The sequence below is a fragment of the Streptomyces sp. YKOK-I1 genome (assembly GCF_054660435.1).
In genome coordinates, this window is the sequence record NZ_BAAGDR010000001.1 from 1804970 (window position 1) to 1826729 (window position 21760).

The window sequence follows — 21760 nt, forward strand, 5'->3', positions numbered from 1 at the left end:
AAATCAGTGCCACCAGGGGATGAGCGCGTCCAGGTGACGGCGCATCCGGTGACGGGCCACACCCGCGTCGCCCTGCACGACGGCGTCCAGGATGCGCTGGTGGACGTGCTGGACCTCGTCGGCCGCCGTGTCGCCGGGCAGCGGCCGGTCGTGCACGGAGGCGTGCCGCCGGAACAGCTCGGTGATGATGGAGAGGAACAGCGACAGCACCGGGTTGCCCGACAGGGCCGCCATCTCGGAGTGGAACAGGTCGGCCTTGCGCGCCTCGCCGGACGGACCCTCCGTCGTCCAGCGCACGGCCCTGGTGAGGCGTTCGGCGACCTCGGTGTCACCCGCGGTGTGCCGGGCGGTCACCCGGGCGACGACGCCGAGTTCAATGGCGTTGCGGACGATCCGCAGGTCGTCGGCCGTGACGCCCTGGTGCTCCAGGAACAGCGCCATCGTGTCGATGCTGGCCTGCGGTTCGGGCTCGGTGACGACCAGCCCGCCGCCGGGGCCACGCCGCATCCGGGCGACCGAGTGGTACTCCAGGAGCCGCACGGCCTCTCGCAGGACGGCCCGGCTGATCTCGTAGCGGGCCAGCAGGTCCGTCTCCGACCCGAGCACCATGCCGATCTGCCAGCCCCGTGCGGCGATGTCGTCGTGGATCCGGGCGGCCACCACCTCGGCGAGCTTGGCCCGCGGGCCTTCGACCAGCTCCGGCTCGACCACGCTCCCCGAGATCCGCTGCCCGCGGCGGACCCGGTGCTTCTCGATCCAGGCCGCCACCGACTCCAGATGAGCGGTCAGCTCGGTCTGCGCGCGGGCGCCGTCGTCGGCGATCACCGCCTCGACCACGGCGCGGTGCTCGCGGTGCGAGACCTCCTTCGCCGCGTGCATCTCCGCCCTGGAGATCCGGCGCGAGGTGTGCGCGTACCGGGCCGTGAGGCGGGTGAGGACGTCGATGAACAGGTGCAGCACCGGATTGCCGGACAACCGGCCGAGCACCGGGTGCAGCGGGTCCTGCGAGTGGACCGACGGGTCGTCCCAGTGACCGAGTTCGGATTCGAGCACGGCCCGGAGCGTGGCGATGCCCTCTTCGGTGATCCGCTCGGCGGCCAGGCCCGCCGCGATCGGTTCGAGGAGCTGACGGGCCTCCAGCAGGTCGGTGACGCTGGTTCCGACGTACTCCAGGTAGATCACCATGGCCCGGGTCGCCGGCCCGGCGTCGGGGGCGCAGACGATCAGGCCGCCGCCGGGGCCGCGCCGCATCCGGGCGACCTGGTGGTGCTCCACCAGCCGCACCGCCTCCCGCAGCACCGCACGGCTCACGCCCAGCCGCTCCCGCAGATCCGACTCGGAGCCCAGCGACTCGCCCACGGGCCAGCCCTGGCGGATCACGGACGTCTCGATGCGCTGCGCGGTCTGCGCGGCCAGCTTGCCGACCTGGGCGCCGGTCTCACCGTCGGCGGGCTCGCGGTCGACGGCAGTCGCCATGGTCCAACTCCTCTGAGGGGTCATTTCGGATCCCCAGTCTATTCATCGGGGATCCCTGGCACTGACGGACGGGCCAACCCCGAAGTTAAAGTATACTCATTTTCGCCACAGCCTTCTGCCCGCGGCCGTATGACGACAAGGAGCCGGCAGCGATGCGACTGGAGCCCGCACCCGAACTCGAAGCGTTCCGCAGGAAGGTGCGCGCCTTCGTCACGGAGCACGCGCCCGGCATCAGGACGCACTCCGGGGTACGCGCACCCGAGCCGGCACTGATGCCGGCGATCAGGGAATGGACGGCCAAACTGTACGAGGCCGGCCTCCTCGGCATCGACTGGCCGACCGAGTACGGCGGCCGGCCCGACGCCCATCCCCTGGAACCGTCCGTCGTCGCCGAGGAGATCGCCCGCGCCCGCACCTGGCCGCCCGTCGGCGCGGCCTCGCTGGCCGCGGGGGCCCTCCTCGACTTCGGCACCGACGAGCAGCGGGCCCGCTTCCTGCCCCGTATCCGCGGCTGCGCGGACGTGTGGTGCCAGCTGTTCAGCGAGCCGGAGGCGGGCAGTGACCTGGCGGCGCTGCGCACCCGGGCACGCCAGGAGGGCGAGGGGGACGACGCGGTGTTCGTCATCGACGGCCAGAAGGTGTGGACGACCAACGGCCAGCACGCCGACATGGGGTACCTCCTCGCACGCACCGACGCCGACGCCCCGAAGCACAGGGGCATCACGGCGTTCGCGCTGGACATGCGCAGCCCTGGGGTGGACGTGCGGCCACTGCGTGAGATCACCGGGACCGCCGACTTCAACGAGGTCTTCCTCGACGGCGTCCGCGTCCCCGCCGCGAACGTGATCGGCGAGGTGAACGGCGGATGGCGGGTGGCGATGAGCAGCCTCGGCCGGGAGCGTTCCGGCGTGGCCGCGCGCGGAGTGGAGCTTTTCGCCGTACTGGAGGATCTGCTGCGGCTGGCGGAGGAAACCCCGGGCACGCTCGAAGACTCCGCCGCCCGGCAGGCGATCGGCGAGCTGGCCGCACGGGTCCAGGTGAACGCCGCGATGATCGCCCTGGCCCAGTCCGGGATGCTGCACGGCTCGGAGCGGGCGGCCGACGCGCCCGTCGGCAAGATCTTCTTCAGTGAACTCAACCACGACCTGGTCGATTTCGGCCTGCGCCTGCAGGGCACGGACGGACTGTTCGTCGAGGAGGAGGCCACGGCGGGCGGCTGGTGGCAGGACGCCCATCTCTACTCGCGTGCCTACACGATCGCGGGCGGGGCGAACGAGGTGCTGCGCACACAGATCGCCGAGCGCGGTCTGGGGCTGCCGCGGGAGTGATCCCGACTCGCTCCTTCAGCGCCCACGCCCGGACCATTGATTGTACCGACCGGTCGGCGTAATCTTCCGCCGACGCTACGAGAAGGCGAGGAAGCCATGGCCGAGCACGTGTCTGCCCAGGAACTGCCGGAGTTCCCCTCCCCCCGGTCGAGCCAGTGCCCGTTCGCGCCGCCGCCGGGCCTGCTCGAACTGCACGCTGCGGACAAGCCGGTCATGCGGACCCGGACCTGGGACGGCACCACCCCGTGGCTCGTCACCTCCCATGCCGCCCAGCGTCAGCTGATGACCGACCCGCGGCTCAGCGCGAACATCGGCGCGCCCGGCTACCCGCACACCACCGAGGCCATGAAGGCCCACGCGGCCGGGATGAAGCCGATGATCAACAACACCGACGGGGCCGAGCACACCCGGTGGCGCCGGATGCTGACGAACTCCTTCACCCGGCGTCGGATGGAGTTGCTCCGCCCGGAGATCCAGCGGATCACCGACGACCTGATCGACCAGATGCTGGCGGGCCCCAACCCGGTCGACCTCAACGAGGCCTTCTCGCTGCCGCTGCCCTCGCTGATGATCTGCGCCCTGCTCGGGGTGCCGTACGAGGACCACGACTTCTTCCAGGAGCACGCGGGCGTCACCAACGCACGTTTCCACACGCCCGAGGAAGCCGCTCGGTCGAACGAGGAACTGCGCCGTTACATCACCGGTCTGATCGAGGCCAAGATGGCCGATCCCGGCGAGGACGTCCTCTCCGACCTCGGTGCCAAGATCCAGGAGGGCGTGCTCTCCATGCCCGACGCCGCCGCGCTCGGGCACATCCTGCTGGTGGCCGGCCACGACACCAGCGCCAACATGATCACGCTGGGCACCGCGCTGCTGCTGGAGAACCCCGCCCAGCTCGCGGAGCTGCGGACGCACGACGACGACCCGAAGTACGTGCAGAACTCTGTCGAGGAACTCCTGCGCTACCTCACCATCCCGCATCTGCTGGCCCGGCGGGCGGTGCTGGACGACATCGAGATCGAGGGGGAGACCATCCGCGCGGGCGAGGGGATCATCGCGTCGCTGCCGGCGGCCAACTGGGACCCGCAGGCCTTCCCCGAGCCCGAGAAGCTCGATCTGACCCGTGCCGCGGCGCACCACCACGCGTTCGGCTGGGGCCCGCACCAGTGCGTCGGACAGCAGCTGGCCCGCGTCGAACTGCACGTCGTCTTCAGCACCCTGTTCCGCCGGATACCGACCCTGCGGCTCGCGGCGGACCTCTCGGAGCTGAAGTTCAAGGAGGACTCACAGGCGTACGGCATCTACGAGCTGCCGGTCGCCTGGTAGCCGTCCCTCCAGGTCGCGGAGATCGAGCGCCCTCTTCGTCCGGTCTTCTGAGCGGCCGCTACCGCGCCCTTCTCAGCAGCATCGCCCCCGACGGCACTCCCCCGCCGGCGGTCACCACGGCCACCCGGGCGTCCCGCACCTGGCGCCCGGGGGCGTCGCCGCGCAGTTGCAGCATGGCCTCGCGGACGAACCCGTAGCCGTGCAGACGGCCCGCGGAGAGCTGGCCGCCGTGGGGGTTCAGGGGGAGGTCGCCGTCGAGGGCGATGGTCTTGCCGCCGGCGATGAAGTCGGTCGCCTCGCCCGGGCCGCAGAAGCCGAGGCCCTCGATCCAGGACAGGGCGTTGAAGGTGAACCCGTCGTAGAGGAGGGCCACGTCGACGTCCGAGGGGGTGAGGTCGGTGCGGGTCCACAGATGGGCGGAGGGGCCCTTCGACTGGGGTGTGTGGGTCAGGGTGTCCTGGTCCCAGCTGAGGCGTTCGAGGACGGCCGTGCCGACGGAGTCGACCAGGACGGGCGGGCGGGGGCGGTCGTACGCCGTCTCGATCGCCGACACCACCACGGCCACCGCTCCGTCGCAGGGGACGTCGCAGTCGTAGAGGCCGAACGGCGTCGAGATCATCCGGGCGCCGAAGTAGTCGTCGAGCGTCAGCGGGTCCCTGTGCACGGCCTCGGGGTTGCGGGCCGCGCCCGCCCGCGCGGTGACGGCGATCGCGCCGAGGGCCTCTCGGCCCACGCCGTAACGGTGCATGTAGTGCGAGGCGTTGCAGCCGATCCACTGGGCGGCCGACAGGGCTCCGAAGGGAGCGCGGAACTCGAACATGCCGGTGGCGCGGCCGCCGGACGGCTGCCATCGACCGGAGCGGACCAGGGCGGCGTGGGAGGACTCCCAGACCGTACGGAAGCACAGCACATGACGGCACAGGCCGGCCGCGACCGCCAGCATGCCGGCGGTGATCGAGCCGATCTGGCCCGGGACCTCAGCCGCCCCGTTGACCCACGTGGGACGTAGTTGCAGGGCCTCGGAGAGGGCGGTGACACCTCCCTCGCTCATGCCGTCGGGGCGTGGGCCGGGGTAGGTGGACAGGCCGTCGATGTCGTCGAGGTCGAGGCCCGCGTCCGATACGGCGGCCAGGCAGGCGTCGACGGTGAGGGAAAGGGGGTCGACCATCAGCCGGCGGCCCACGCGGGACTGTCCCACACCGGTCAGGGCGACCCGGTCCTCGTACTTCCGCGGGGAGGCCCCGGGGCGGGTACGCACCGCGCGTGGTTCGGGCAGGGGACCGTCCGCGGTCTCCGGGTCGGGTTCGAACAGAGGGACGTACACGTCCTCTTCGAGTTGCTCGAAGCGCACCCGGACGGACATGCCGACGCGCACCCCGTCCGGCGCGCAGCCCACGATGTTGGTGGTCAGGCGGGCCCGGTCGTCCTCGGCGAGGGCGACCACGGCGACGACGTACGGCGGCGGGAACCTCGGCAGCCAGGTCTGGTGGTTGACGCTGAAGCCCACGACGACCGCCCTGCCCGAGACGGGCGCGAGGGCCACCGCGCGGCTGCGGCAGGAGGGGCAGACGGGGAGCGGCGGGTGGAAGGAGCGATCGCACTCCGCGCAGTGCGGGATCCGCAGCACGCCGTCCGCCCCGGAGCGCCAGAACTCGGCGCTGGCGAGGGTGGGTTGGGGCAGCGGACGTTCGACGGCGGTCACAGCAGCTCGATGATCGTGGCGTTGGCGGTGCCGCCGCCCTCACACATGGTCTGCAGGCCGTAGCGCAGGTTCTCGCTCCGCATCCGGGCCAGCAGCCGGGTCATCAGGATGGCGCCGGAGCCGCCGAGCGGGTGGCCGACGGCGATCGCGCCGCCCAGCGGGTTGAGCCGCCCGGGATCGGCGCCGATGTCGGCCAGCCAGGCCAGCGGGACGGGCGCGAAGGCCTCGTTGACCTCGTAGGCCCCGATGTCGGCGATGGACAGCCCGGAGCGGCGCAGCACCTTCTCGGTCGCGGGGACCGGGCCGAGCAGCATGGTGATCGGGTCCGCGCCGCTGACCGCTCCGCAGTGGTAGCGGGCGATCGGGGTGAGGCCGAGTTCACGGGCGCGCTGCGGGGTGGTGACCAGCAGGGCGGCTGCGCCGTCGGAGATCTGGGAGGAGTTCCCGGCGTGGATCACGCCGTCCTCCTTGAACGACGGCTTGAGGCCGGCGAGTTTCCCGACCGAGGTGCCGCGCCGCAGCCCCTCGTCCACGGTGAACTTGGTGCCCTCGACCTCGATCGGCACGATGTGGTCGTCGAAGACGCCCGCGTCGATCGCCGCGGCCGCCCTCGCGTGCGACTCGGCGGCGAACTCGTCGAGGCGGGTGCGGCTCAGTCCGTAGCGTTCGGCGATCAGTTCGGCACCGATGCCCTGGCTGAACCCGACCCCGCCGTAGCGGGTCAGCGCGCCGGGTCCGTAGGGCTGTCCGGTGGTGCGGTGCGAGCCGAGCGGCACCCGGCTCATCGTCTCGACGCCGCCCGCGACGACGAGGTCGTACTGGCCGCACATCACGGCGTGCGCGGCCTGGTCGACCGCCTGCTGGCTGGAGCCGCAGGCCCGGTTGACGGTGACGGCCGGGACGTGTTCGGGCCAGCCGGCGGAGAGGACCGCGAAGCGGCCGACGTTGCTGGACTGGTCGCCGATCTGGGTCACACAGCCCCAGATCACGTCGTCGACGGTGCCGGGTTCCACGCCGGTGCGCTCGACGAGGGCGTTCAGCACCTTCGCCGAGAGATCCGCCGCGTGCACCGGGGCCAGCGTGCCGTTGCGCTTGCCGATGGGGGTGCGCACGGCGTCGACGATGACGGCGTCTGGCATGAAGGCTCCTTGGGTTCAGTCGGGGATCCGCACGGCCGGGTCGACGCCCCAGTCCCGGAACACCGCCCGGGTGTCGGCGCCGACGGGTGGTGCAGTGCGGCCGGGGCTCGACGGGGTGACGGAGAAGCGGGGGGCGGCGGCCGGCTGGACCACTCCGTCGCGGGTGAACAGGCTCGCGCGCGCGGCGAGATGAGGATGTGCGGCGGCCTCGGTGAGGCTCAGGACCGGTGCCACGCAGGCGTCGGTGCCCTCGAACAGCTCCGCCCACTCGTCCCTGGTGCGCTCGGCGAACCGCTCCGTCAGCAGCCGCCGCAGTTCGGGCCAGGTCGACCGGTCGTGCTGCCGGCCGGGGTCCACGGCCAGGCCGAGCAGGTCGACCAGGCTCCGGTAGAACGTGCGCTCCAGCGCGCCGACGGCCACATGGCGGCCGTCCTTCGTCTCGTAGACGGCGTAGAAGGGCCAGCCGCCGTCGAAGCGGTTGACGCCGCGCTCGTCGCTCCACTCGTCGCGGGCGAGTTTGGCGAAGGTGCTGGCGAGGAGGTGGGCGGTGCCGTCGACGACGGCCGCGTCGACGACCTGGCCTCGGCCGGTGCGGGCGGCGGCGTGCAGGGCTGCCAGCACACCGATCACCAGATAGCAGCCGCCGCCCCCGAAGTCGCCGACGAGGTTCAGCGGGATCTGCGGCGGACCCGCGGAATCCCCGATGGCACCGAGGGCGCCGGTCAGCGCGATGTAGGTGATGTCGTGTCCGGCGGCGCGGGCGAGCGGTCCGTCCTGGCCCCAGCCCGTCATGCGGCCGTAGACCAGGCGGGGGTTGCGGGCCAGGCAGTCGTGCGGTCCGATGCCGAGCCGTTCAGTGACGCCGGGACGGAAGCCCTCGATCAACACGTCGGCACGCTCGACGAGTTCGAGGAGGGCGGCGATGGCGGCCGGGTCCTTCAGATCGAGTACGACCGACCTCTTGCCCCGGTTCAGCACGTCCGCCGGTCCGCCCGCATCCGGTTCGTCCGCCCGGCCGGGCCGGTCCACGCGGACCACCTCCGCCCCAAGGTCGGCCAGGAGCATCCCGGCGAACGGCCCCGGCCCGATGCCGCCGAGTTCGACGACCCGGCACCCGGCGAGTGGTCCTTCTCCCATGGTCAGCGGCCCTTCCAGACCGGCGACCGCTTCTCGGCGAAGGCCGCCGCGCCTTCCCTCGCGTCCTGCGACCGGAACACCGGCTCGGCGATGTCGAACTGCTTGCCCCACGCCTCCTCGAGCGTCCAGTCGGCGGTGGAGCGGGCGATCTCCTTGGTCGCCGCGACCGCCAGCGGGCCGTTCGCGGCGATGATCTCGGCTAGTTCCAGGGCTCCTTCGAGCGCGCCGCCCTCGTCGGTGAGCCGGTTCACCAGGCCGTACGCGGCGGCCCGTTCGGCGTCGATCGCCTGGCCCGTGAGCAGCAGTTCCAGGGCGATCGCGTACGGGATCCGGCGGGGCAGGTGGAGGGCGGCGCCCGCGCGGGCGACCAGCGACCGGGTCACCTCGGGCACGCCGAACCGCGCGGTGCGGGCGGCGACGACGAGGTCGCAGGCCAGCAGCAGTTCGAAGCCACCGGCCAGGGCCCAGCCCTCGACCGCGCCGATCAGCGGCTTGCGCGGCGGCGTCAGGCTGATCCCGCACAGGCCTCGGCCCTCGATCGCGGGGGTCTCACCGCGCAGCCACGCCTTGAGGTCCATCCCCGCCGAGAAGGTCCCGCCCGCCCCGGTGAGGACGCCCACCCGCAGCTCGTCCGACGCGTCGAGTTCGTCGACCGCCGCCGCCACCTTGGCGGCCACCGCGGCGTTCAGCGCGTTCTTCTTCTCCGGGCGGTTGATCGTGATGACCTGGACCGCGCCACGGCGCTCCACCAGCACTTCGTCCGACACGCCTACCTCCTCGAATCGTGCGTGTGATCGCCGGTCACGGCGAACCGGGCCAGTTCATGGGCGACCATGCCGTCGAGGTCCGCGGCGGGCGGTGCCGGGAGCTCGACGGCGCGCTCCCGGGTCGGCAGCAGGACGACGGCCGTGCCAGGGGTGGTGATCTCACCGCGCTGGTTCTCGCAGCGCACCTCGATGTGCACCTCGGCCCGCCCGTCGGTGAGCTGTTTGCCGACGACGGTGCCGCGCACCCAGGTGACGTCACCGAGGTAGTTGAACCTGCGGTGCTCGCAGCGCAGCTTCCACAGCCAGCCGTCGTCGCCGATCCAGTCGGTGAGCAGATGGCACAGCCAGGTCTCGCGCATGCCGCCGTAGTCGTAGGGGTTCGGCAGGCCCAGTTCCCGGGCCCGCTCGGGCTCCCAGTGCAGTCGCTGCACGGTGTCGGGGACGTTCAGCGGGTTCGGCGGGTAGAGGCCAGGTGCCTTGCGGCGGACCTTCGCGGCGATCCCGAACACACCGGGCGGTGTGAGCTGCATGCCCCACCCGAGATGCCAGACGACCACGTCCGTGACGGTCAACGGCCCCTTCACCCGGGGCTGGAGCTCCTCGCCGATCTCGACGTCCTCCCAGTGGCGGGGGGTGGCGCCGCGCCGGGTCTCGGCCGCGTAGGCCGCGTCGATCCCGGCGAGCTGCCCGGCGCTGTAGGGCTCCTGGACGAGCTGTTCCTTGGCCCGCTTCCTCGACGTGTGCCGCTCTGCGTTGATCCACGTGCCGCGTCTGAGGGCGTGCGGCTCGCCGCGCCCGTTGGCGTAGAGGTAGTCGCGGACGACGTGTGCGGTGCGGCCGCCGAAGCTGCTGGGCTTCAGGTGGACGCCCACCTGGGTCTGCAGCACCCGGCAGCGGTCCCCGAGGCGCAGCGGGCGCCACCACTCGAACTCCATCACCGCCTGGTAGGAACCGAGGCCCGCGAAGGGGTCGCCCTTGAGCAGGGCCCTGGTCTCGGCGTCCGGCGTCGGCGCGGCGTCCTCCCCCATCGTGTACAGGAAGGTGGGAGGTGCGACGAGCGAGCCCCAGCGGCTGGCGGACGCGTGGTCCGGGTCGCAGTAGAGGGGGTTGTCGTCGCCGTAGCCGTACGCGAAGTGGCGTACGCCGTCCCAGGTCACCTCGTAGTTGTGCGGGGGGTTGCGCTGGGGCTGGGGAACGCCGAGGCGCAGACGGGATCGCTCGACCGCCTCGTCGGTGAGCACGCCGTACCGCTCGGTGGTGGTCAACTCCGGTCCTCCTGTGCGATCCGGGTGCGGACGAGGTCCAGCAACTCGATCCTGCTGACCTTGCTCGACGGGGTCCGGGGCAGGGCGTCGAGGACGACGATGTGCGCCGGGACCTCGTACGGGGTGAGCCGGGCACGGCACAGGGCGGCAAGGGCGACGGGGTCCGGCACGGCATGGCCGGGTCGGGGCTCGACCGCCGCGACCGGCACCTCGCCGAGCCGGGCGTCCGGCAGCCCCGCCACGGCGGCCTCCCGCACGGCCGGGTGGCTCTCCAGCACCCGTTTGACGGTCTCCGGCTGCACCTTGAAGCCTCCGCGGACGATGGCGTCGTCGACGCGTCCCTCGATCCACACGAACCGGTCGGCGTCGATCCGGGCGAGGTCGCTGGTGCGCACCCAGGTCCGGCCGCCCCGGGTGCTCTGCTCGGTGCGGACCTCCAGGCGACCGGTCCGGCCGACGGGGAGTTCGGCTCCGTCCTCGCCGGTCACCCGCAGTTCGACACCGTCGAAGGCGCGCCCGGCGCTGCCCGCCTTGTGCGGCCACCACCGCTCGTGCAGCGGCAGTGTCCAGCCGACGACCGCACCGGCGAACTCCGTGGCCCCGTAGGTCATCAGGACGGGGATGCCGTAGGTACGGAAGAACGCGTCGGCGAGTTCGGCCGGGCAGGGCGCGGTACCCGAGGTGACGACCTGCAGGCTGGCCAGCCGTTCCTTCGGTACGCCCGCGTCGAGCACGGCACGGAGGGCCGCCGGCACCAGGCTCACCGCCCGCAGCCGATGGCGCTCCACGGCGCTCGCCCAGGGTTCGACGGCGAACTTGGGCAGCAGCAGCATCCGGCGTCCGGTCGCGAGACAGGCGAGCGCCCGCCACAGTCCGCCGATGTGCACGAGTGGTGCGGCCACGAGCGCCGCCGACCGCGACAGGAGCCGGTCGGTCCTGGGGATCTGCCCGCCGGAGACGAGGGCCTGGTCGAGCTGGCCGATGCGCAGGTCGACGCGTTTGGGAGGGCCGGTGGTGCCGGAGGTGAGCATCTCCACGGCGACGCCGGGGCCGGCCGCCGCGTCGGCGGGGGCCCGACCGCCCACGGGCCGCAGAGTGCCGTCCGTGCCCAGCTCCAGGGCCGCGCCGTGCGCGGTCACCGCGTCCAGGACGCCCTCGCGGGCCAGGGGTTCGGCACCGGAGACGACGACGGGCGGCCTGCAGCCCGCGATGTCGGCCGCGAGCCGCGCGGCGGGCTGCAGCGGGCTGAGCATCACCAGGCAGCGCCCGGAGGCGATCACCGCGGCGATCACCGCGACATGCTCGGGCCGGTTCTCCAGGACGACGCCGACACGGGCGCCGGACCCCAGGCCTGCCGCGTCCAGTGCCTCGACGACACTGCGCGCGGTCTGCCGGACCTGCCCCCAGGTCCACCACCGGCCGTCGTGCTCGATCGCCTCGGCGTCGGCGGCGGCGTCGGCCAGCAGCCGGGACAGACGGTCGCGAATTCCCACGTCAGGAGCCTTTCGTCGGCCGGGGAGCGGAGATTCCGACCAGGTCGGCCAGCCGCCCCCGGTGGGTCGCCGGACTGCCGAAGAGCTGCTCGGACGACTTCGCGCGCTTGAGGTGGAGGTGTGCCTCGTGCTCCCACGTGCAGCCGATCCCGCCGTGGACCTGGATGTTGTCCTTGGCCGCGTGGGTGTAGGCCTCCGCGCAGTACGAGGCGGCGAGCGCGGCGGCCGTCGGCAGCGCGCCCGTGTCCGCTCCGGCGTTCTCGGCCGCCGTGGCCATCGCGTGGTACGCCGACGAGCGGGCGGCCTCGATCCGCAGCAGCATGTCGGCGAGGCGGTGCTTGACGGCCTGGAAGGACCCGATGGGCCGGCCGAACTGCACCCGGGCCTTGGCGTACTCCACCGCCGCGTCCAGGCAGGCCCGCGCGCCGCCCACCTGTTCGGCGGCGAGCGCCACCACGGCGAGGTCGAGCACGGCGCGCAGACGGCCGGTGGCGTCCCCTTCCGGGCCGACGCCGACCGCCTCGGCACGGTCGAGGTCGACGCGGGCCAGCCGACGGGTCGGGTCGAGGGTCTCCAGGCGGGTCCGGGTCACTCCGGCCGCGTCACCGGCCACGGCGAACAGCGCGGGGCCGGTGTCCGAGCGGGCCACGACCAGGAGCAGTTCGGCGCTGTGGCCGTCGATCACGAACATCTTCGTGCCCGACAGCCGCCAGCCGGTGCCGTCGCGTACGGCCGTGGCGGTCACGTCCTCGAGGCGCCAGGAGCCGCTCCGCTCGGCCAGGGCCAGCGTGCCGGTCAGGGTGCCGTCGGCGATCGCGGGCAGCCAGCGTGCCTGCGCCGTGGCGTCGCCGGACGCGGCGAGTGCCTGTCCGGCGAGTGCCACGGTGGCGAAGTACGGCGAGGGCAGCAGGACCCGGCCAAGCTCCTCCAGGACGATGCCCAGTTCGACGGGGCCGCCGCCGAAGCCGCCGTACTCCTGGGGCAACGCCATGCCGTGCAGGCCGAGTTGGTCCGCCATCTGCCGCCACAGCGCCGGGTCGTGGCCCTGTTCGGACTCCATGGAGCGACGGATCGCCTCACTCGGCGCCTTGTCCGCCAGGAAGCGGCGCAGCGTCGAACGGAGTGCCTCGTGCTCCTCGGTGAAGGTGAGGGTGAAGGTGGGTGCCACGTGTGTGTCGTCCTCGGCTGTCACTGGGGGGTCTTCGAGCGGAGGTAGGCGGCGAAGTCGGGCATCCGGGCACGGTCCACGATCTCGATCCGCACACCGGAGGGGGCCAGGTGGTAGGCGAAGACCGACGGGTTTCCGTCGACGAGCGCGCAGGCCTCCAGGGCGAAGCCGGCTTCTTCCAGTCGTTCGGAGGTCGTGGTGATGTCGTCGCAGAAGTAGCCGAGGTGGTGGGTGGCGATGCGGTCGGCACCCGTCCACGGGGTCCCGGGGATCTCCTGGACGAGTTCGATGTGCGGGGCGTCGAGCGAGTACGTGTAGCGCAGGTTCAGCACACGGTCGCCGTCGGCAAGCCGGACCGACAGGTCCGCGGACATGGTCGCGGTCCACCGGTGGCCGGCGACCTCGCTCATGCGGGCCTTCCAGGCGTCGACGTCGGGCACGACGATCCCGGTGTGATAGAGGTCCGCGGCGCTGAGGGGAGGTGCCATCGCCGTTCCCTCACCACTCCAGGCGCAGCGACGTGATGCCGTACATGTTGCCGTGTGCCCAGAGGTCCTGGCCGGGTGCGATCCGGTAGTCGGGGATGCGCTGGTGCCACTCCTCCATCGCCACGTTGAGTTCGAGGCGGGCCAGGTGGGAGCCGAGACAGCGGTGCGGGCCCGAGCCGAACGCGATGTGGTTGGTGGTCCTGCGGCGCAGGTCAACCTCCAGCGGCTCCTCGTAGCGTCCCGGGTCGCGGTTGGTGACCGCCAGGGGGAGCATCACCATCTCGCCCGCCCTGACCGGGCAGCCGCCGACCTCGACGTTCCTGGTCGCCTTGCGCGCCGGGACGACGAACGAGTAGACGCGGAGGATCTCCTCCACCCCGGTGGGGACGAGCGACGGATCGGCGAGGATCTCGCGGCGCTGCCCGGGGTGGGTGGCGAAGTGGTAGAGCGCCCAGCCGATCGAGATCGGGACGGTGTCGAAGCCGGCCTGGAACATCAGGACGCAGAAGGCGTGCATGTCGCGGTCGCTGATCGGCTCGCCCTCGATCGTCCACGCCAACGCGTGGGAGAGAAGGTCGTCTCGCGGGCTCTCGCGGCGCATCGCGATCTGTTCCTCGAAGTACGCCGACACCTCCCGCATGGCCGCCATCTGCCGGGCGCCGTCCGGGTCCTCCCCGTGGGAGAGGTGCAGCAGATCGTGGGTCCAGGCCAGGAAGGTGGCCAGGTCCTCCTCGGGCAGGCCCATCAGCCGCATGAAGATCAGGGTCGGAAAGCGGCGCGCGAACTTGTCGAGCACGTCGGCGCCGCCGCCCTCCTTCAGCTCGTCGATCATCTTTGCCGCGACCTGGCGGACCTCCGGCTCACGGGCGGCGACGCTGCCGGGAGAGAAGTAGCGGCCCAGCAGCCGGCGCCACACGTTGTGCACCGGCGGGTCGAGCATCTCGGGGATCCACAGGAACGTCGGGTCCGGTTCGAGCGCCGTCACCGACTTGTTGGAGAAGGTCCGCCAGTCCTGGAGTGCCTTCTGCACCTCCGGGCCGTCCGTGACGACCCAGTAGCCGCGGGCGACGGTGCTGCGGAACCCGGAGTGGGTGCCGGCGAGCTCGTCCCAGCGCTCCTGGTGGCTGAGGACCGGGCCGCCGAGGCGGTTGTCGAAGTGGTAGGCGGGCATCCCGTCGTGGGTTCCCTCGGGTTCGAGCGTGGTACTCATCACGGCTCCTCTCGTCGTACGGCCGTCAGGTCGCCGCGCCGTCGATCTTGAGCGCGATCAGCTCCTCGTCGCCCAGACCGAGTTCGCGCAGCACCTCGTCGGTGTGTTCCGCGAACTGGGGCGCCCGGGTGAGGCTGACCGGGGTCTCGTCGAACTGGACGGGGTTCGCGACCAGTTCGCGGTGGACGCCGTCGGCGTCCACGACGGGGGCGATGAGACCGTTGGCGCGCAGGGCGGGGTCCTGGCCCACCTCCCAGGCGTTCTGAACGGACGCCCACTGTCCCTCGCCGCGGGAGAGGATCTCGGTCCACTGCGCGAAGGGACGGGACGCGATCAGCCCGGCGACGATGTCGGCGGCCTCGGCGGCGTGCGCCATCAGCTTCTCGGTGCTGTCGAAGCGTTCGTCGGCACCCAGTTCCTCGCGGCCGGCCAGCTTGCAGAACTCCGCCCAGTAGCGGCCGGGTTGCAGCATCGCCAGTTCGATCCAGCGGCCGTCCGAGGTGCGGTAGGCGCCGATGAGCGGGTTGGTGGCCGAGCCGTGCCGGGGCGGGGTGTTCGACGGGAGCGGGCCGCCGGTCATCAGCGCGAGGTTGACCGTGAACTGTGTCGCCCAGGCGCCCACGCCGACCAGGGACACGTCCACGACGGACGGTTGCCCGGTCGCGGCCCGGGAGTACAGGGCCGCGGCGACGCCTCCGGCGATCGTCATGCCGCCCATCGAGTCTCCGTAGGCGCCGGCGGGCATCCGGGTCATACGGTCGGCGCCGGGCGGGGTGACACCGGCGGCGCTGCCGCCTCGCGCCCAGAAGGCCGTGCTGTCGAAGCCGCCCTTGCCCGCCTCCTCGCCACGGGCGCCGAAGCCGCTGCCGCGGACGTAGACGATGTCGGGGTTGACCGCCCGGACGTCCTCCACGTCGATCCGCAGTCTCGCCCGCGCCTCGGGCAGGAAGTTGGTGAGGAACACATCGCTGTTCCGGATCAGTTCCTCCAGCACCGGGCGTGCGGACGGCTTCTCCAGGGCGAGGCCCACACTGCGTTTGCCACGGTTGGGCCCCTCCATGATCGGGAGGAACGAGGACCCCGCGCTGGCGGCCTCGTAGCCGAGCACGCGGACCAGCCCGCGCTGGGCGTCGCCGTGTTCGGCGTGCTCGATCTTGATCACGTCGGCGCCCCAGTCGGCGAGCACGGCACCCGCCGCCGGCACGAAGGTGAACTGGGCGACCTCGAGTACCCGCACACCCTCCATCGGCCTCTGCATCGGACCAACCCCTCCGCAGCTCATCGCTATTGCGCATACCCAATGCGCCCATTCCGCCCTCGAGTATGGACCGAGGGCGCTAAAAAGTATACTGTTTTCGTCATGCTGGATTTCACGATCGATCCTGAGTTCCAGGCCGGACTGGACTGGGCGGCGGCCTTCGTGCGCGAGCAGGTCGAGCCGCTCGACCTGCTGTTCCCGCACGGCGGCGACCCGTATGACACCCGCAACGAGAAGGCCCGCGCGATCCTCGGGCCGCTTCAGGAGCAGGTCCGGGCGCAGGGTCTGTGGGCCTGTCATCTGGGCCCCGAACTGGGCGGACAGGGCTACGGGCAGGTGCGGCTCGCGCTGCTCAACGAGATCCTCGGCCGCTCCTACTGGGCCCCGACGGTGTTCGGCACCGCCGCCCCGGACACCGGCAACGCCGAGATCCTCGCGATGTTCGGCACCGAGCAGCAGAAGGCGCGCCACCTCCGGCCGCTGCTCGACGGGGAGATCGTCTCCACTTTCTCGATGACCGAGCCTCAGGCGGGCGCGGACCCCAAGGAGTTCGTGTGCAGGGCCTCGCGCGACGGCGACCACTGGGTGATCGACGGGGAGAAGTGGTTCTCCTCCAACGCCCGGTACGCGGCCTTCCTCATCGTCATGGCCGTCACCGACCCCGACGCGCCGCCGCACCGGCGGATGTCGATGTTCATCGTGCCGTCCGAGACACCCGGCATCGAGATCAAGCGCAACGTCGGCACCATGGACGAGCGCGAGAACCTCGACGAGGGCATCCACGCCTACATCCGTTACCACCAGGTCCGCGTCCCGCTCGACGCGATGCTCGGCGGCCCCGGTGAGGGGTTCGAGGTCGCCCAGGCCCGCCTCGGCGGCGGCCGCGTGCATCACGCGATGCGCACGGTCGGCAAGTGCGCCCGCGCCTTCGACATGATGTGCGAGCGGGCACTGTCCCGCCGTACGCAGGGCACCCTGCTGGCCGAGAAGCAGGCGGTGCAGCAGTTCATCGCCGACTCCTGGGTGGAGCTGCAGCAGTTCCGGCTGCTCGTGCTGCACACCGCCTGGATCATCGACACACAGCCGCACGGCGCCGCCCGCACCCAGATCGCCATGTGCAAGGTGCAGACGGCCAAGGTGCTGCACGACATCATCCAGCGGGCGGTCCATCTGCACGGCTCGCTCGGTACGACCGGCGAACTCCCGCTCGCCAGGTGGTGGATGGCCGCCCCCAACCTCGCCCTCGCCGACGGCCCCACCGAGGTGCACCGCGCCACGATCGCCAGGCAGCTGCTGAAGAACCACCGGCCGGCCGAGGGGATGTTCCCCAGCGAGCACATCCCGCCCAAGCTGGAAGCCGCCCGCAAGCGGTACGCGCACATCATCGACGACGACAGTCTCAGCGGCCGGGTGGACGCATGACCCACGGGCACGACACGCACGGTCGCGACACCGGGTCCATCGCCCCGGCCGACCTGTTCGACCTGTCCGGCAAGGTCGCCCTCGTCACCGGCGGCAGTCGGGGTCTGGGCCGGGAGATGGTACGCGCCTTCGCCACCGCGGGCGCCGACGTGGTGATCGCCAGCCGCAAGCTCGACGCGTGCGAGACGGCGGCGGCGGAGGTTCGGGACCTGGGCCGGCGCGCTCTGCCGGTCGCCGCGCACGTGGGTCACTGGGACGACCTGGCCCGGCTCACGGATGCCGCGTACGAGACGTTCGGCCACGTCGACGTGCTGGTCAACAACGCCGGGATGTCGCCGCTCGCACCGTCGTCGGCCGAGACCAGCGAGGAGCTCTTCGACAAGGTGATCGGGGTCAACTTCAAGGGCCCGTTCCGGCTCGCCTCGCTGATCGGGCAGCGGATGTCGCAGGGGGACGGCGGCTCGATCATCAACGTCTCCTCCTCGGGAGCGCTGTTCCCGCAGCCGCGGTTCGGCCCGTACGCCGGCGCCAAGGCGGCGCTCAACACGCTGACCACGGTCTTCGCCCTGGAGTACGGCCCCAGGGTGCGGGTCAACACCATCTCCGCCGGCCCGTTCCTCACCGACATCTCCAAGGCGTGGTCGCAGGAGAAGCGCCGGACCACCCGCAGCGCGGCCGGCCGGCCGGGGCGGCCGGAGGAGATCATCAGTACGGCGCTGTACCTCGCGAGCGACGCGTCCGGTTACACGACCGGATCCCTGATCCGGGTGGACGGCGGGCTGTACTGAGCTGCGGACGGACGCTCAACCACGGCGGCCGAGCAGCTCCATCGCCTCCCCCAGCAGCACCGGCAGCGCGGGCCGCATACGCCGGTGCATGTCGGTGAGACGGCCCGCCTTCCGGCCGCGCTTGACCAACAGGGCCGTGGCGGCGGACTCCTTGTACTTCGTCAGCGCCTCGAACCAGGGCAGGTCCGGCAGTGCTCCGCCCCGCTCCTCCTGGTAGGCGTCGATCAGTTCCGCCTTGGAGGGCATGCCGGTCGGTTCGTGGGACGGGGACGCCGGGTGGCGGGCCTCGTCGGTGAAGAAGGTCAGCCAGGTGATGTCGACCCGCGGATCGCCGAGTGACCAGATCTCCCAGTCGATGACAGCGCCGACCGAGCTCCCCTCGCACAGGGTGTTGCCGAGCCGGTAGTCGCCGTGCGTGATCACCGGCATCATCGCGGCGGGCATGGTCGCGCGCAGCCGTGCCTCGACCGCCTCGTATCCGGTGCGCAGATCCTCGGGCACGGTCGTGAACGCCCGGGTCCAGCGGTCGATCTCGGCGCCGGGCGTGACGACCGGCTCCACTGCCAGGGCGGTGCGCTTGGGGTCCACGCGGTGCAGGTGGGCGAGCATCCGGGCCGCGTCGAGCGCGCGGGCCCGTACCTGCCCGGCCGGCACGGTCCCCCGGGGCACGAGCACCGGCTCCACGCACTCTCCGGGCACGAGCTCCATGGCGACGAAGGGCTGGCGGGCCGTGGGCGCGCCCTTGTCGCTGAAAAGCACCTTGGGCACCCGCACGCCGGCCACGTCGCCGAGCAGGCGCATAAGACGGCCCTGCCGCAGCACATCGCGGTTGCGGACCGGTTCCAGGCCTGGCGGGGCCACTTTGAGCACCACCCGCTCGTAGCCGTCGGGGGCACCCGACAGCACGGCGACGTAGGTGAGGCTGGACGTGCCTCCGGCCAGCGGCTCGACCGACTCCACGGTGGCGTCCGGGGCCCAGCCGCGCAGCGCGGCGCCCGCCCGCTGCGCCAGCTCCGCCGTCGGATCGGCGCTGTCCGCGACGACGCTCATGTCCTCATCCCTGTCGGCCGGCGGCCTGCCGGCTTTCGCTGGTCAGTGCCTTGACGACGTCGCGGCGCAGGAGTTTGCCCGTGGGGGTGCGGGGCAGCTCGGGCCAGCGTGAGATGCGTTCCGGTGTCTTCGAGCCACGCAGTGTGCCCCGCACCTGCGCTCGCAGGTCGTCGCCGTCGACGGCCACCCCGTCGCGCAGGACGACCACCGCCTCGATCCGCTGGCCCCACTCCTCGTCCGGGACGCCCACGACGACCGCGTCGAGCACGTCCGGGTGGGCCATCAGGACGTCCTCGATCTCGGTCGGCGCTATGTTCTCGGCGCCTCGGATGATCGTGTCGTCGGCCCTGCCCTCGATGTACAGGTAACCGTCGGCGTCGAGATGCCCCTGGTCCCGGGTGTGGAAGAAGCCCCGTTCGTCGACCGAGGATCCCTGTCCCGCGTACTCGCCCGAGACCTGCTCGCCACGCACCCAGATCTGGCCGGTCTCCCCCGGGGCCATGAGCCCGCCGAGCGGGTCACGGACCTCCAGTTCGACCCCCGGTACCGGCAGCCCGGCGGAGCCGAGCCGGGCCCGCACCACGGGATCGTCGCTCGCGACGGCCGTCCGGTGTTCCCGCGGCCCGAGGACGGTGATCGTGGACGAGGTCTCCGTCAGCCCGTAGGCGTTCACGAAGTCCACGTGCGGCCACGCGCTCAGGGCGGCCTCGATGACCCGGACCGGCATCCGGGCCCCGCCGTAGGCGAGCGCGCGCAGCGAGGGCACCGACCGGTCCAGCCCCTCGGCGTGCATGATGCGGGCGAGCATCGTCGGCACCACCATCGCGTTGGTGATCCGCTGCTCCCGCACCAGGCCGAGCCAGCCGTCCGGAGTGAACTGCTCCAGGGTCAGGGCCCGGCGTCCGGCGTACAGATTCGTCAGCACGCCTGAGACGCCGGCGATGTGGTACGGCGGAACGCTCACCAGGGCCGCCTCGGCGGGGGCGGCGCCGGCGAACTCCACGGTGCCGAGCACGTACGACACCAGGTTGCGGTGGCGCAGGACCACGCCCTTGGGCGCCGAGGTCGTCCCGCTCGTGTAGATGAGGACGGCGGGCGCGTCGGGTGGGGCCGGATCGTCGGCGGCGGGGCGGGTGCGGTGCTCCGCGGTCCGCGCGAGCCACTCGTCCGGCGTACGGACCGACACCCCCACGCGGCGCAGCGCCTCGCCGTGCTCCCGGTCGGCGATGCCGATCGCGCGGGGATGGTTGGCCAGGATCGCGTCCAACTGCGCATCGCCCAGGCGATAGTTGACCGGCACCAGCGGTACTCCGGTGCGGGCCGCCGCGAACAGCGCGACGGGCAGGGCCGGGCCGTTCACCGCGAGGTACACGATCGCGTCGGCGTCGGCGGCCCGCACCAGGTCGGCCCCGCCCGCGGCCAGTTCACGCAGGCGTCCGGCGGTCAGCCCGCTCTCCGCGCGCCCGATGACGACCCGGTCGCCGAAACCCTCGGCGGCCATGTCCAGCAGCATCGATATGTTCATGGGCCGCCCCGCCCGTCAGTCCGAGGCGGGGAGCGGCTTGGCGCTCTTCATCGGCAGCCGCACGCCGTTGACCGCCAGCGAGCCCGGTCCCGGCTTGGTGCAGAGCAGCTCGACGCCGAGGTCCTCGTCGGCGTACCGCTTGCCGAGCAGTGAACCGCCCAGCGGATCGGGGGCGGGCGTACCGGTGAGGGCCGCTGGTCCGTTCCCCTCGACCATGGCGGCCCCGCCGCACGTGATCTCCAGCTCGTCGTCCGGGCACCGCACGACGATCACCGCCGTCGTGTCGACCGTACTGGCGAGCATCTGCCCCACGCGTGGCCTCATCGCAGTGTCCTCCGCGGCTCTCGTGGTGCCGATCCAACGACACCGAGTAACCAGAGAAAAGTATACTACTTTCGCTGATCTCGTCGAGAACGGAGCCGCTGAATGGAACTCGAGACCGTGCTGTACGAGGTGACCGACCACGTCGCCACGATCACGCTCAATCGACCTCAGGCCATGAACGGCTTCAACCAGCGGATGCTGGAGGAGTTCGCCGCCCTCTGGCGCACCGTCAGAACCGACGACGACGTGCGCGTCGTCGTGCTGCGTGGCGCCGGCGACCGGGCGTTCTGCACCGGCATGGACGTCAAGGAGGGGATCGACCGCCACCCCAACGTCTGGTCGCAGACCGATCCCGGCGAGTACCTCTCGCCGAAGCTGAACCAGGTGTGGAAACCCCTGGTGTGCGCGGTGCGCGGCATGGCCGCCGGCGGCGCCTTCTACTGGCTCAACGAAGCCGACATCATGATCTGCTCGGAGGACGCCACGTTCTTCGACCCCCATGTCAGCTATGGCCTCACCGCGGCCCTGGAGCCGATCGGCCTGGCCCGGCGCATTCCGCTCGGCGAGGCGCTGCGCATCGCCCTGCTCGGCCTGGACGAGCGCGTGTCGGCCGCGCGCGCCCTGCAGATCGGCCTGGTCAGCGAGGTTCTCCCGGGTGAGCGACTGTGGGACCGGGCCGACGAGATCGCCCGGATCATCGCCGCCAAACCCCCCGCCGCCGTCCAGGGCACCGTCCGCGCGATCTGGGAGTCGCTGGACTCGACGCGCAGCCAGGCGCTGCGCACCGGCCTGTCGTACACGCAGATCGGAAACCCCCTCGGCAAGGCCGAGGTCGACCGCTCCGCGGTACGCGGGGGACAGTGGAGGCTGCGCTGACCTTCCCCACCCTCCCCT

19 protein-coding genes are annotated in these 21760 nt (G+C 71.9%); 5 read left to right on the forward strand and 14 right to left on the reverse strand.

The genetic code is table 11. The annotated features are described in order from the left end of the window. Positions 1-3: 3 nt before the first annotated feature. A complete protein-coding gene (locus tag ACYQ8Q_RS07450) occupies positions 4-1476 on the reverse strand; it encodes a FadR/GntR family transcriptional regulator (protein WP_460062943.1) in 1473 nt (490 codons plus the stop codon). 152 nt (positions 1477-1628) lie between these two features. On the opposite strand from ACYQ8Q_RS07450, the gene ACYQ8Q_RS07455 reads away from it, so the two are divergent. Further along, on the forward strand, positions 1629-2804 hold the full coding sequence (locus ACYQ8Q_RS07455; RefSeq protein ID WP_460062945.1) for an acyl-CoA dehydrogenase family protein: 1176 nt from the start codon (positions 1629-1631) through the stop codon (positions 2802-2804). Positions 2805-2900: 96 nt separating this feature from the next. After that, positions 2901-4130, forward strand: coding sequence for a cytochrome P450 (locus ACYQ8Q_RS07460; RefSeq protein ID WP_460062946.1), 1230 nt, complete (start codon positions 2901-2903; stop codon positions 4128-4130). A 58-nt stretch (positions 4131-4188) separates the two neighbouring features. On the opposite strand, the gene ACYQ8Q_RS07465 is transcribed toward ACYQ8Q_RS07460, so the two are convergent. The 10 genes from ACYQ8Q_RS07465 to ACYQ8Q_RS07510 are packed head-to-tail and all read right to left on the reverse strand — an operon-like array spanning position 4189 to position 15757. Continuing rightward, the gene (locus ACYQ8Q_RS07465; protein ID WP_460062948.1) at positions 4189-5832 is read right to left on the reverse strand and encodes a thiolase C-terminal domain-containing protein; all 1644 of its coding nucleotides are present in this window, start codon (positions 5830-5832) and stop codon (positions 4189-4191) included. After that, positions 5829-6971 (reverse strand): thiolase family protein, encoded by a 1143-nt coding sequence (locus tag ACYQ8Q_RS07470; protein WP_460062950.1) that lies wholly within the window; start codon positions 6969-6971, stop codon positions 5829-5831. The genes ACYQ8Q_RS07465 and ACYQ8Q_RS07470 overlap by 4 nt, the downstream gene beginning before the upstream one ends. A 15-nt stretch (positions 6972-6986) precedes the next feature. Continuing rightward, on the reverse strand, positions 6987-8108 hold the full coding sequence (locus ACYQ8Q_RS07475; RefSeq protein ID WP_460062951.1) for a CaiB/BaiF CoA transferase family protein: 1122 nt from the start codon (positions 8106-8108) through the stop codon (positions 6987-6989). A gap of 2 nt (positions 8109-8110) precedes the next feature. Beyond that, positions 8111-8875, reverse strand: a complete 765-nt coding sequence (locus tag ACYQ8Q_RS07480; protein ID WP_460062953.1) for a crotonase/enoyl-CoA hydratase family protein — start codon at positions 8873-8875, stop codon at positions 8111-8113. Positions 8876-8877: 2 nt separating this feature from the next. Beyond that, positions 8878-10140, reverse strand: coding sequence for an FAS1-like dehydratase domain-containing protein (locus tag ACYQ8Q_RS07485; RefSeq protein ID WP_460062954.1), 1263 nt, complete (start codon positions 10138-10140; stop codon positions 8878-8880). After that, a complete protein-coding gene (locus ACYQ8Q_RS07490) occupies positions 10137-11633 on the reverse strand; it encodes a class I adenylate-forming enzyme family protein (RefSeq protein WP_460062955.1) in 1497 nt (498 codons plus the stop codon). Before ACYQ8Q_RS07490 ends, ACYQ8Q_RS07485 begins: the two co-directional genes overlap by 4 nt. Before the next feature lies 1 nt (position 11634). Next, complete coding sequence (locus ACYQ8Q_RS07495; protein WP_460062956.1) at positions 11635-12801, reverse strand: acyl-CoA dehydrogenase family protein; 1167 nt, start codon at positions 12799-12801, stop codon at positions 11635-11637. Positions 12802-12821: 20 nt separating this feature from the next. After that, positions 12822-13289 (reverse strand): VOC family protein, encoded by a 468-nt coding sequence (locus ACYQ8Q_RS07500; protein WP_460062958.1) that lies wholly within the window; start codon positions 13287-13289, stop codon positions 12822-12824. 10 nt (positions 13290-13299) lie between these two features. Further along, positions 13300-14499 (reverse strand): cytochrome P450, encoded by a 1200-nt coding sequence (locus ACYQ8Q_RS07505; protein WP_460062959.1) that lies wholly within the window; start codon positions 14497-14499, stop codon positions 13300-13302. Between the two features lie 25 nt (positions 14500-14524). Beyond that, complete coding sequence (locus ACYQ8Q_RS07510; RefSeq protein WP_460062960.1) at positions 14525-15757, reverse strand: CaiB/BaiF CoA transferase family protein; 1233 nt, start codon at positions 15755-15757, stop codon at positions 14525-14527. 102 nt (positions 15758-15859) lie between these two features. Between ACYQ8Q_RS07510 and ACYQ8Q_RS07515 the strand changes: the two genes are divergently transcribed. After that, positions 15860-17179, forward strand: a complete 1320-nt coding sequence (locus ACYQ8Q_RS07515; protein WP_460062962.1) for an acyl-CoA dehydrogenase family protein — start codon at positions 15860-15862, stop codon at positions 17177-17179. Then, positions 17176-17967 (forward strand): SDR family NAD(P)-dependent oxidoreductase, encoded by a 792-nt coding sequence (locus ACYQ8Q_RS07520; RefSeq protein ID WP_460062963.1) that lies wholly within the window; start codon positions 17176-17178, stop codon positions 17965-17967. The genes ACYQ8Q_RS07515 and ACYQ8Q_RS07520 overlap by 4 nt, the downstream gene beginning before the upstream one ends. A gap of 15 nt (positions 17968-17982) precedes the next feature. Here the strand turns inward: ACYQ8Q_RS07520 and ACYQ8Q_RS07525 are convergent, their stop codons facing one another. Genes ACYQ8Q_RS07525 through ACYQ8Q_RS07535 form a run of 3 tightly spaced genes read right to left on the reverse strand, consistent with a single transcriptional unit; the run spans position 17983 to position 20866 of the window. Next, a complete protein-coding gene (locus ACYQ8Q_RS07525) occupies positions 17983-19017 on the reverse strand; it encodes a phosphotransferase family protein (RefSeq protein ID WP_460062964.1) in 1035 nt (344 codons plus the stop codon). Positions 19018-19021: 4 nt separating this feature from the next. After that, positions 19022-20542, reverse strand: coding sequence for a class I adenylate-forming enzyme family protein (locus tag ACYQ8Q_RS07530; protein ID WP_460062966.1), 1521 nt, complete (start codon positions 20540-20542; stop codon positions 19022-19024). Between the two features lie 15 nt (positions 20543-20557). Further along, the gene (locus ACYQ8Q_RS07535; RefSeq protein WP_460062967.1) at positions 20558-20866 is read right to left on the reverse strand and encodes a hypothetical protein; all 309 of its coding nucleotides are present in this window, start codon (positions 20864-20866) and stop codon (positions 20558-20560) included. Positions 20867-20968: 102 nt separating this feature from the next. Between ACYQ8Q_RS07535 and ACYQ8Q_RS07540 the strand changes: the two genes are divergently transcribed. After that, positions 20969-21742, forward strand: a complete 774-nt coding sequence (locus ACYQ8Q_RS07540) for an enoyl-CoA hydratase/isomerase family protein (protein ID WP_460062968.1) — start codon at positions 20969-20971, stop codon at positions 21740-21742. The last annotated feature ends 18 nt before the right edge of the window (positions 21743-21760 follow it).

Coding starts and splice junctions, on each gene's coding strand:
- ACYQ8Q_RS07450 (WP_460062943.1), bottom strand. CDS start 1,476: ATGGCGACTGCCGTCGACCGCGAGCCCGCCGACGGTGAGACCGGCGCC.
- ACYQ8Q_RS07455 (WP_460062945.1), top strand. CDS start 1,629: ATGCGACTGGAGCCCGCACCCGAACTCGAAGCGTTCCGCAGGAAGGTG.
- ACYQ8Q_RS07460 (WP_460062946.1), top strand. CDS start 2,901: ATGGCCGAGCACGTGTCTGCCCAGGAACTGCCGGAGTTCCCCTCCCCC.
- ACYQ8Q_RS07470 (WP_460062950.1), bottom strand. CDS start 6,971: ATGCCAGACGCCGTCATCGTCGACGCCGTGCGCACCCCCATCGGCAAG.
- ACYQ8Q_RS07475 (WP_460062951.1), bottom strand. CDS start 8,108: ATGGGAGAAGGACCACTCGCCGGGTGCCGGGTCGTCGAACTCGGCGGC.
- ACYQ8Q_RS07500 (WP_460062958.1), bottom strand. CDS start 13,289: ATGGCACCTCCCCTCAGCGCCGCGGACCTCTATCACACCGGGATCGTC.
- ACYQ8Q_RS07505 (WP_460062959.1), bottom strand. CDS start 14,499: ATGAGTACCACGCTCGAACCCGAGGGAACCCACGACGGGATGCCCGCC.
- ACYQ8Q_RS07510 (WP_460062960.1), bottom strand. CDS start 15,757: ATGCAGAGGCCGATGGAGGGTGTGCGGGTACTCGAGGTCGCCCAGTTC.
- ACYQ8Q_RS07515 (WP_460062962.1), top strand. CDS start 15,860: ATGCTGGATTTCACGATCGATCCTGAGTTCCAGGCCGGACTGGACTGG.
- ACYQ8Q_RS07520 (WP_460062963.1), top strand. CDS start 17,176: ATGACCCACGGGCACGACACGCACGGTCGCGACACCGGGTCCATCGCC.
- ACYQ8Q_RS07525 (WP_460062964.1), bottom strand. CDS start 19,017: ATGAGCGTCGTCGCGGACAGCGCCGATCCGACGGCGGAGCTGGCGCAG.
- ACYQ8Q_RS07530 (WP_460062966.1), bottom strand. CDS start 20,542: ATGAACATATCGATGCTGCTGGACATGGCCGCCGAGGGTTTCGGCGAC.
- ACYQ8Q_RS07535 (WP_460062967.1), bottom strand. CDS start 20,866: ATGAGGCCACGCGTGGGGCAGATGCTCGCCAGTACGGTCGACACGACG.
- ACYQ8Q_RS07540 (WP_460062968.1), top strand. CDS start 20,969: ATGGAACTCGAGACCGTGCTGTACGAGGTGACCGACCACGTCGCCACG.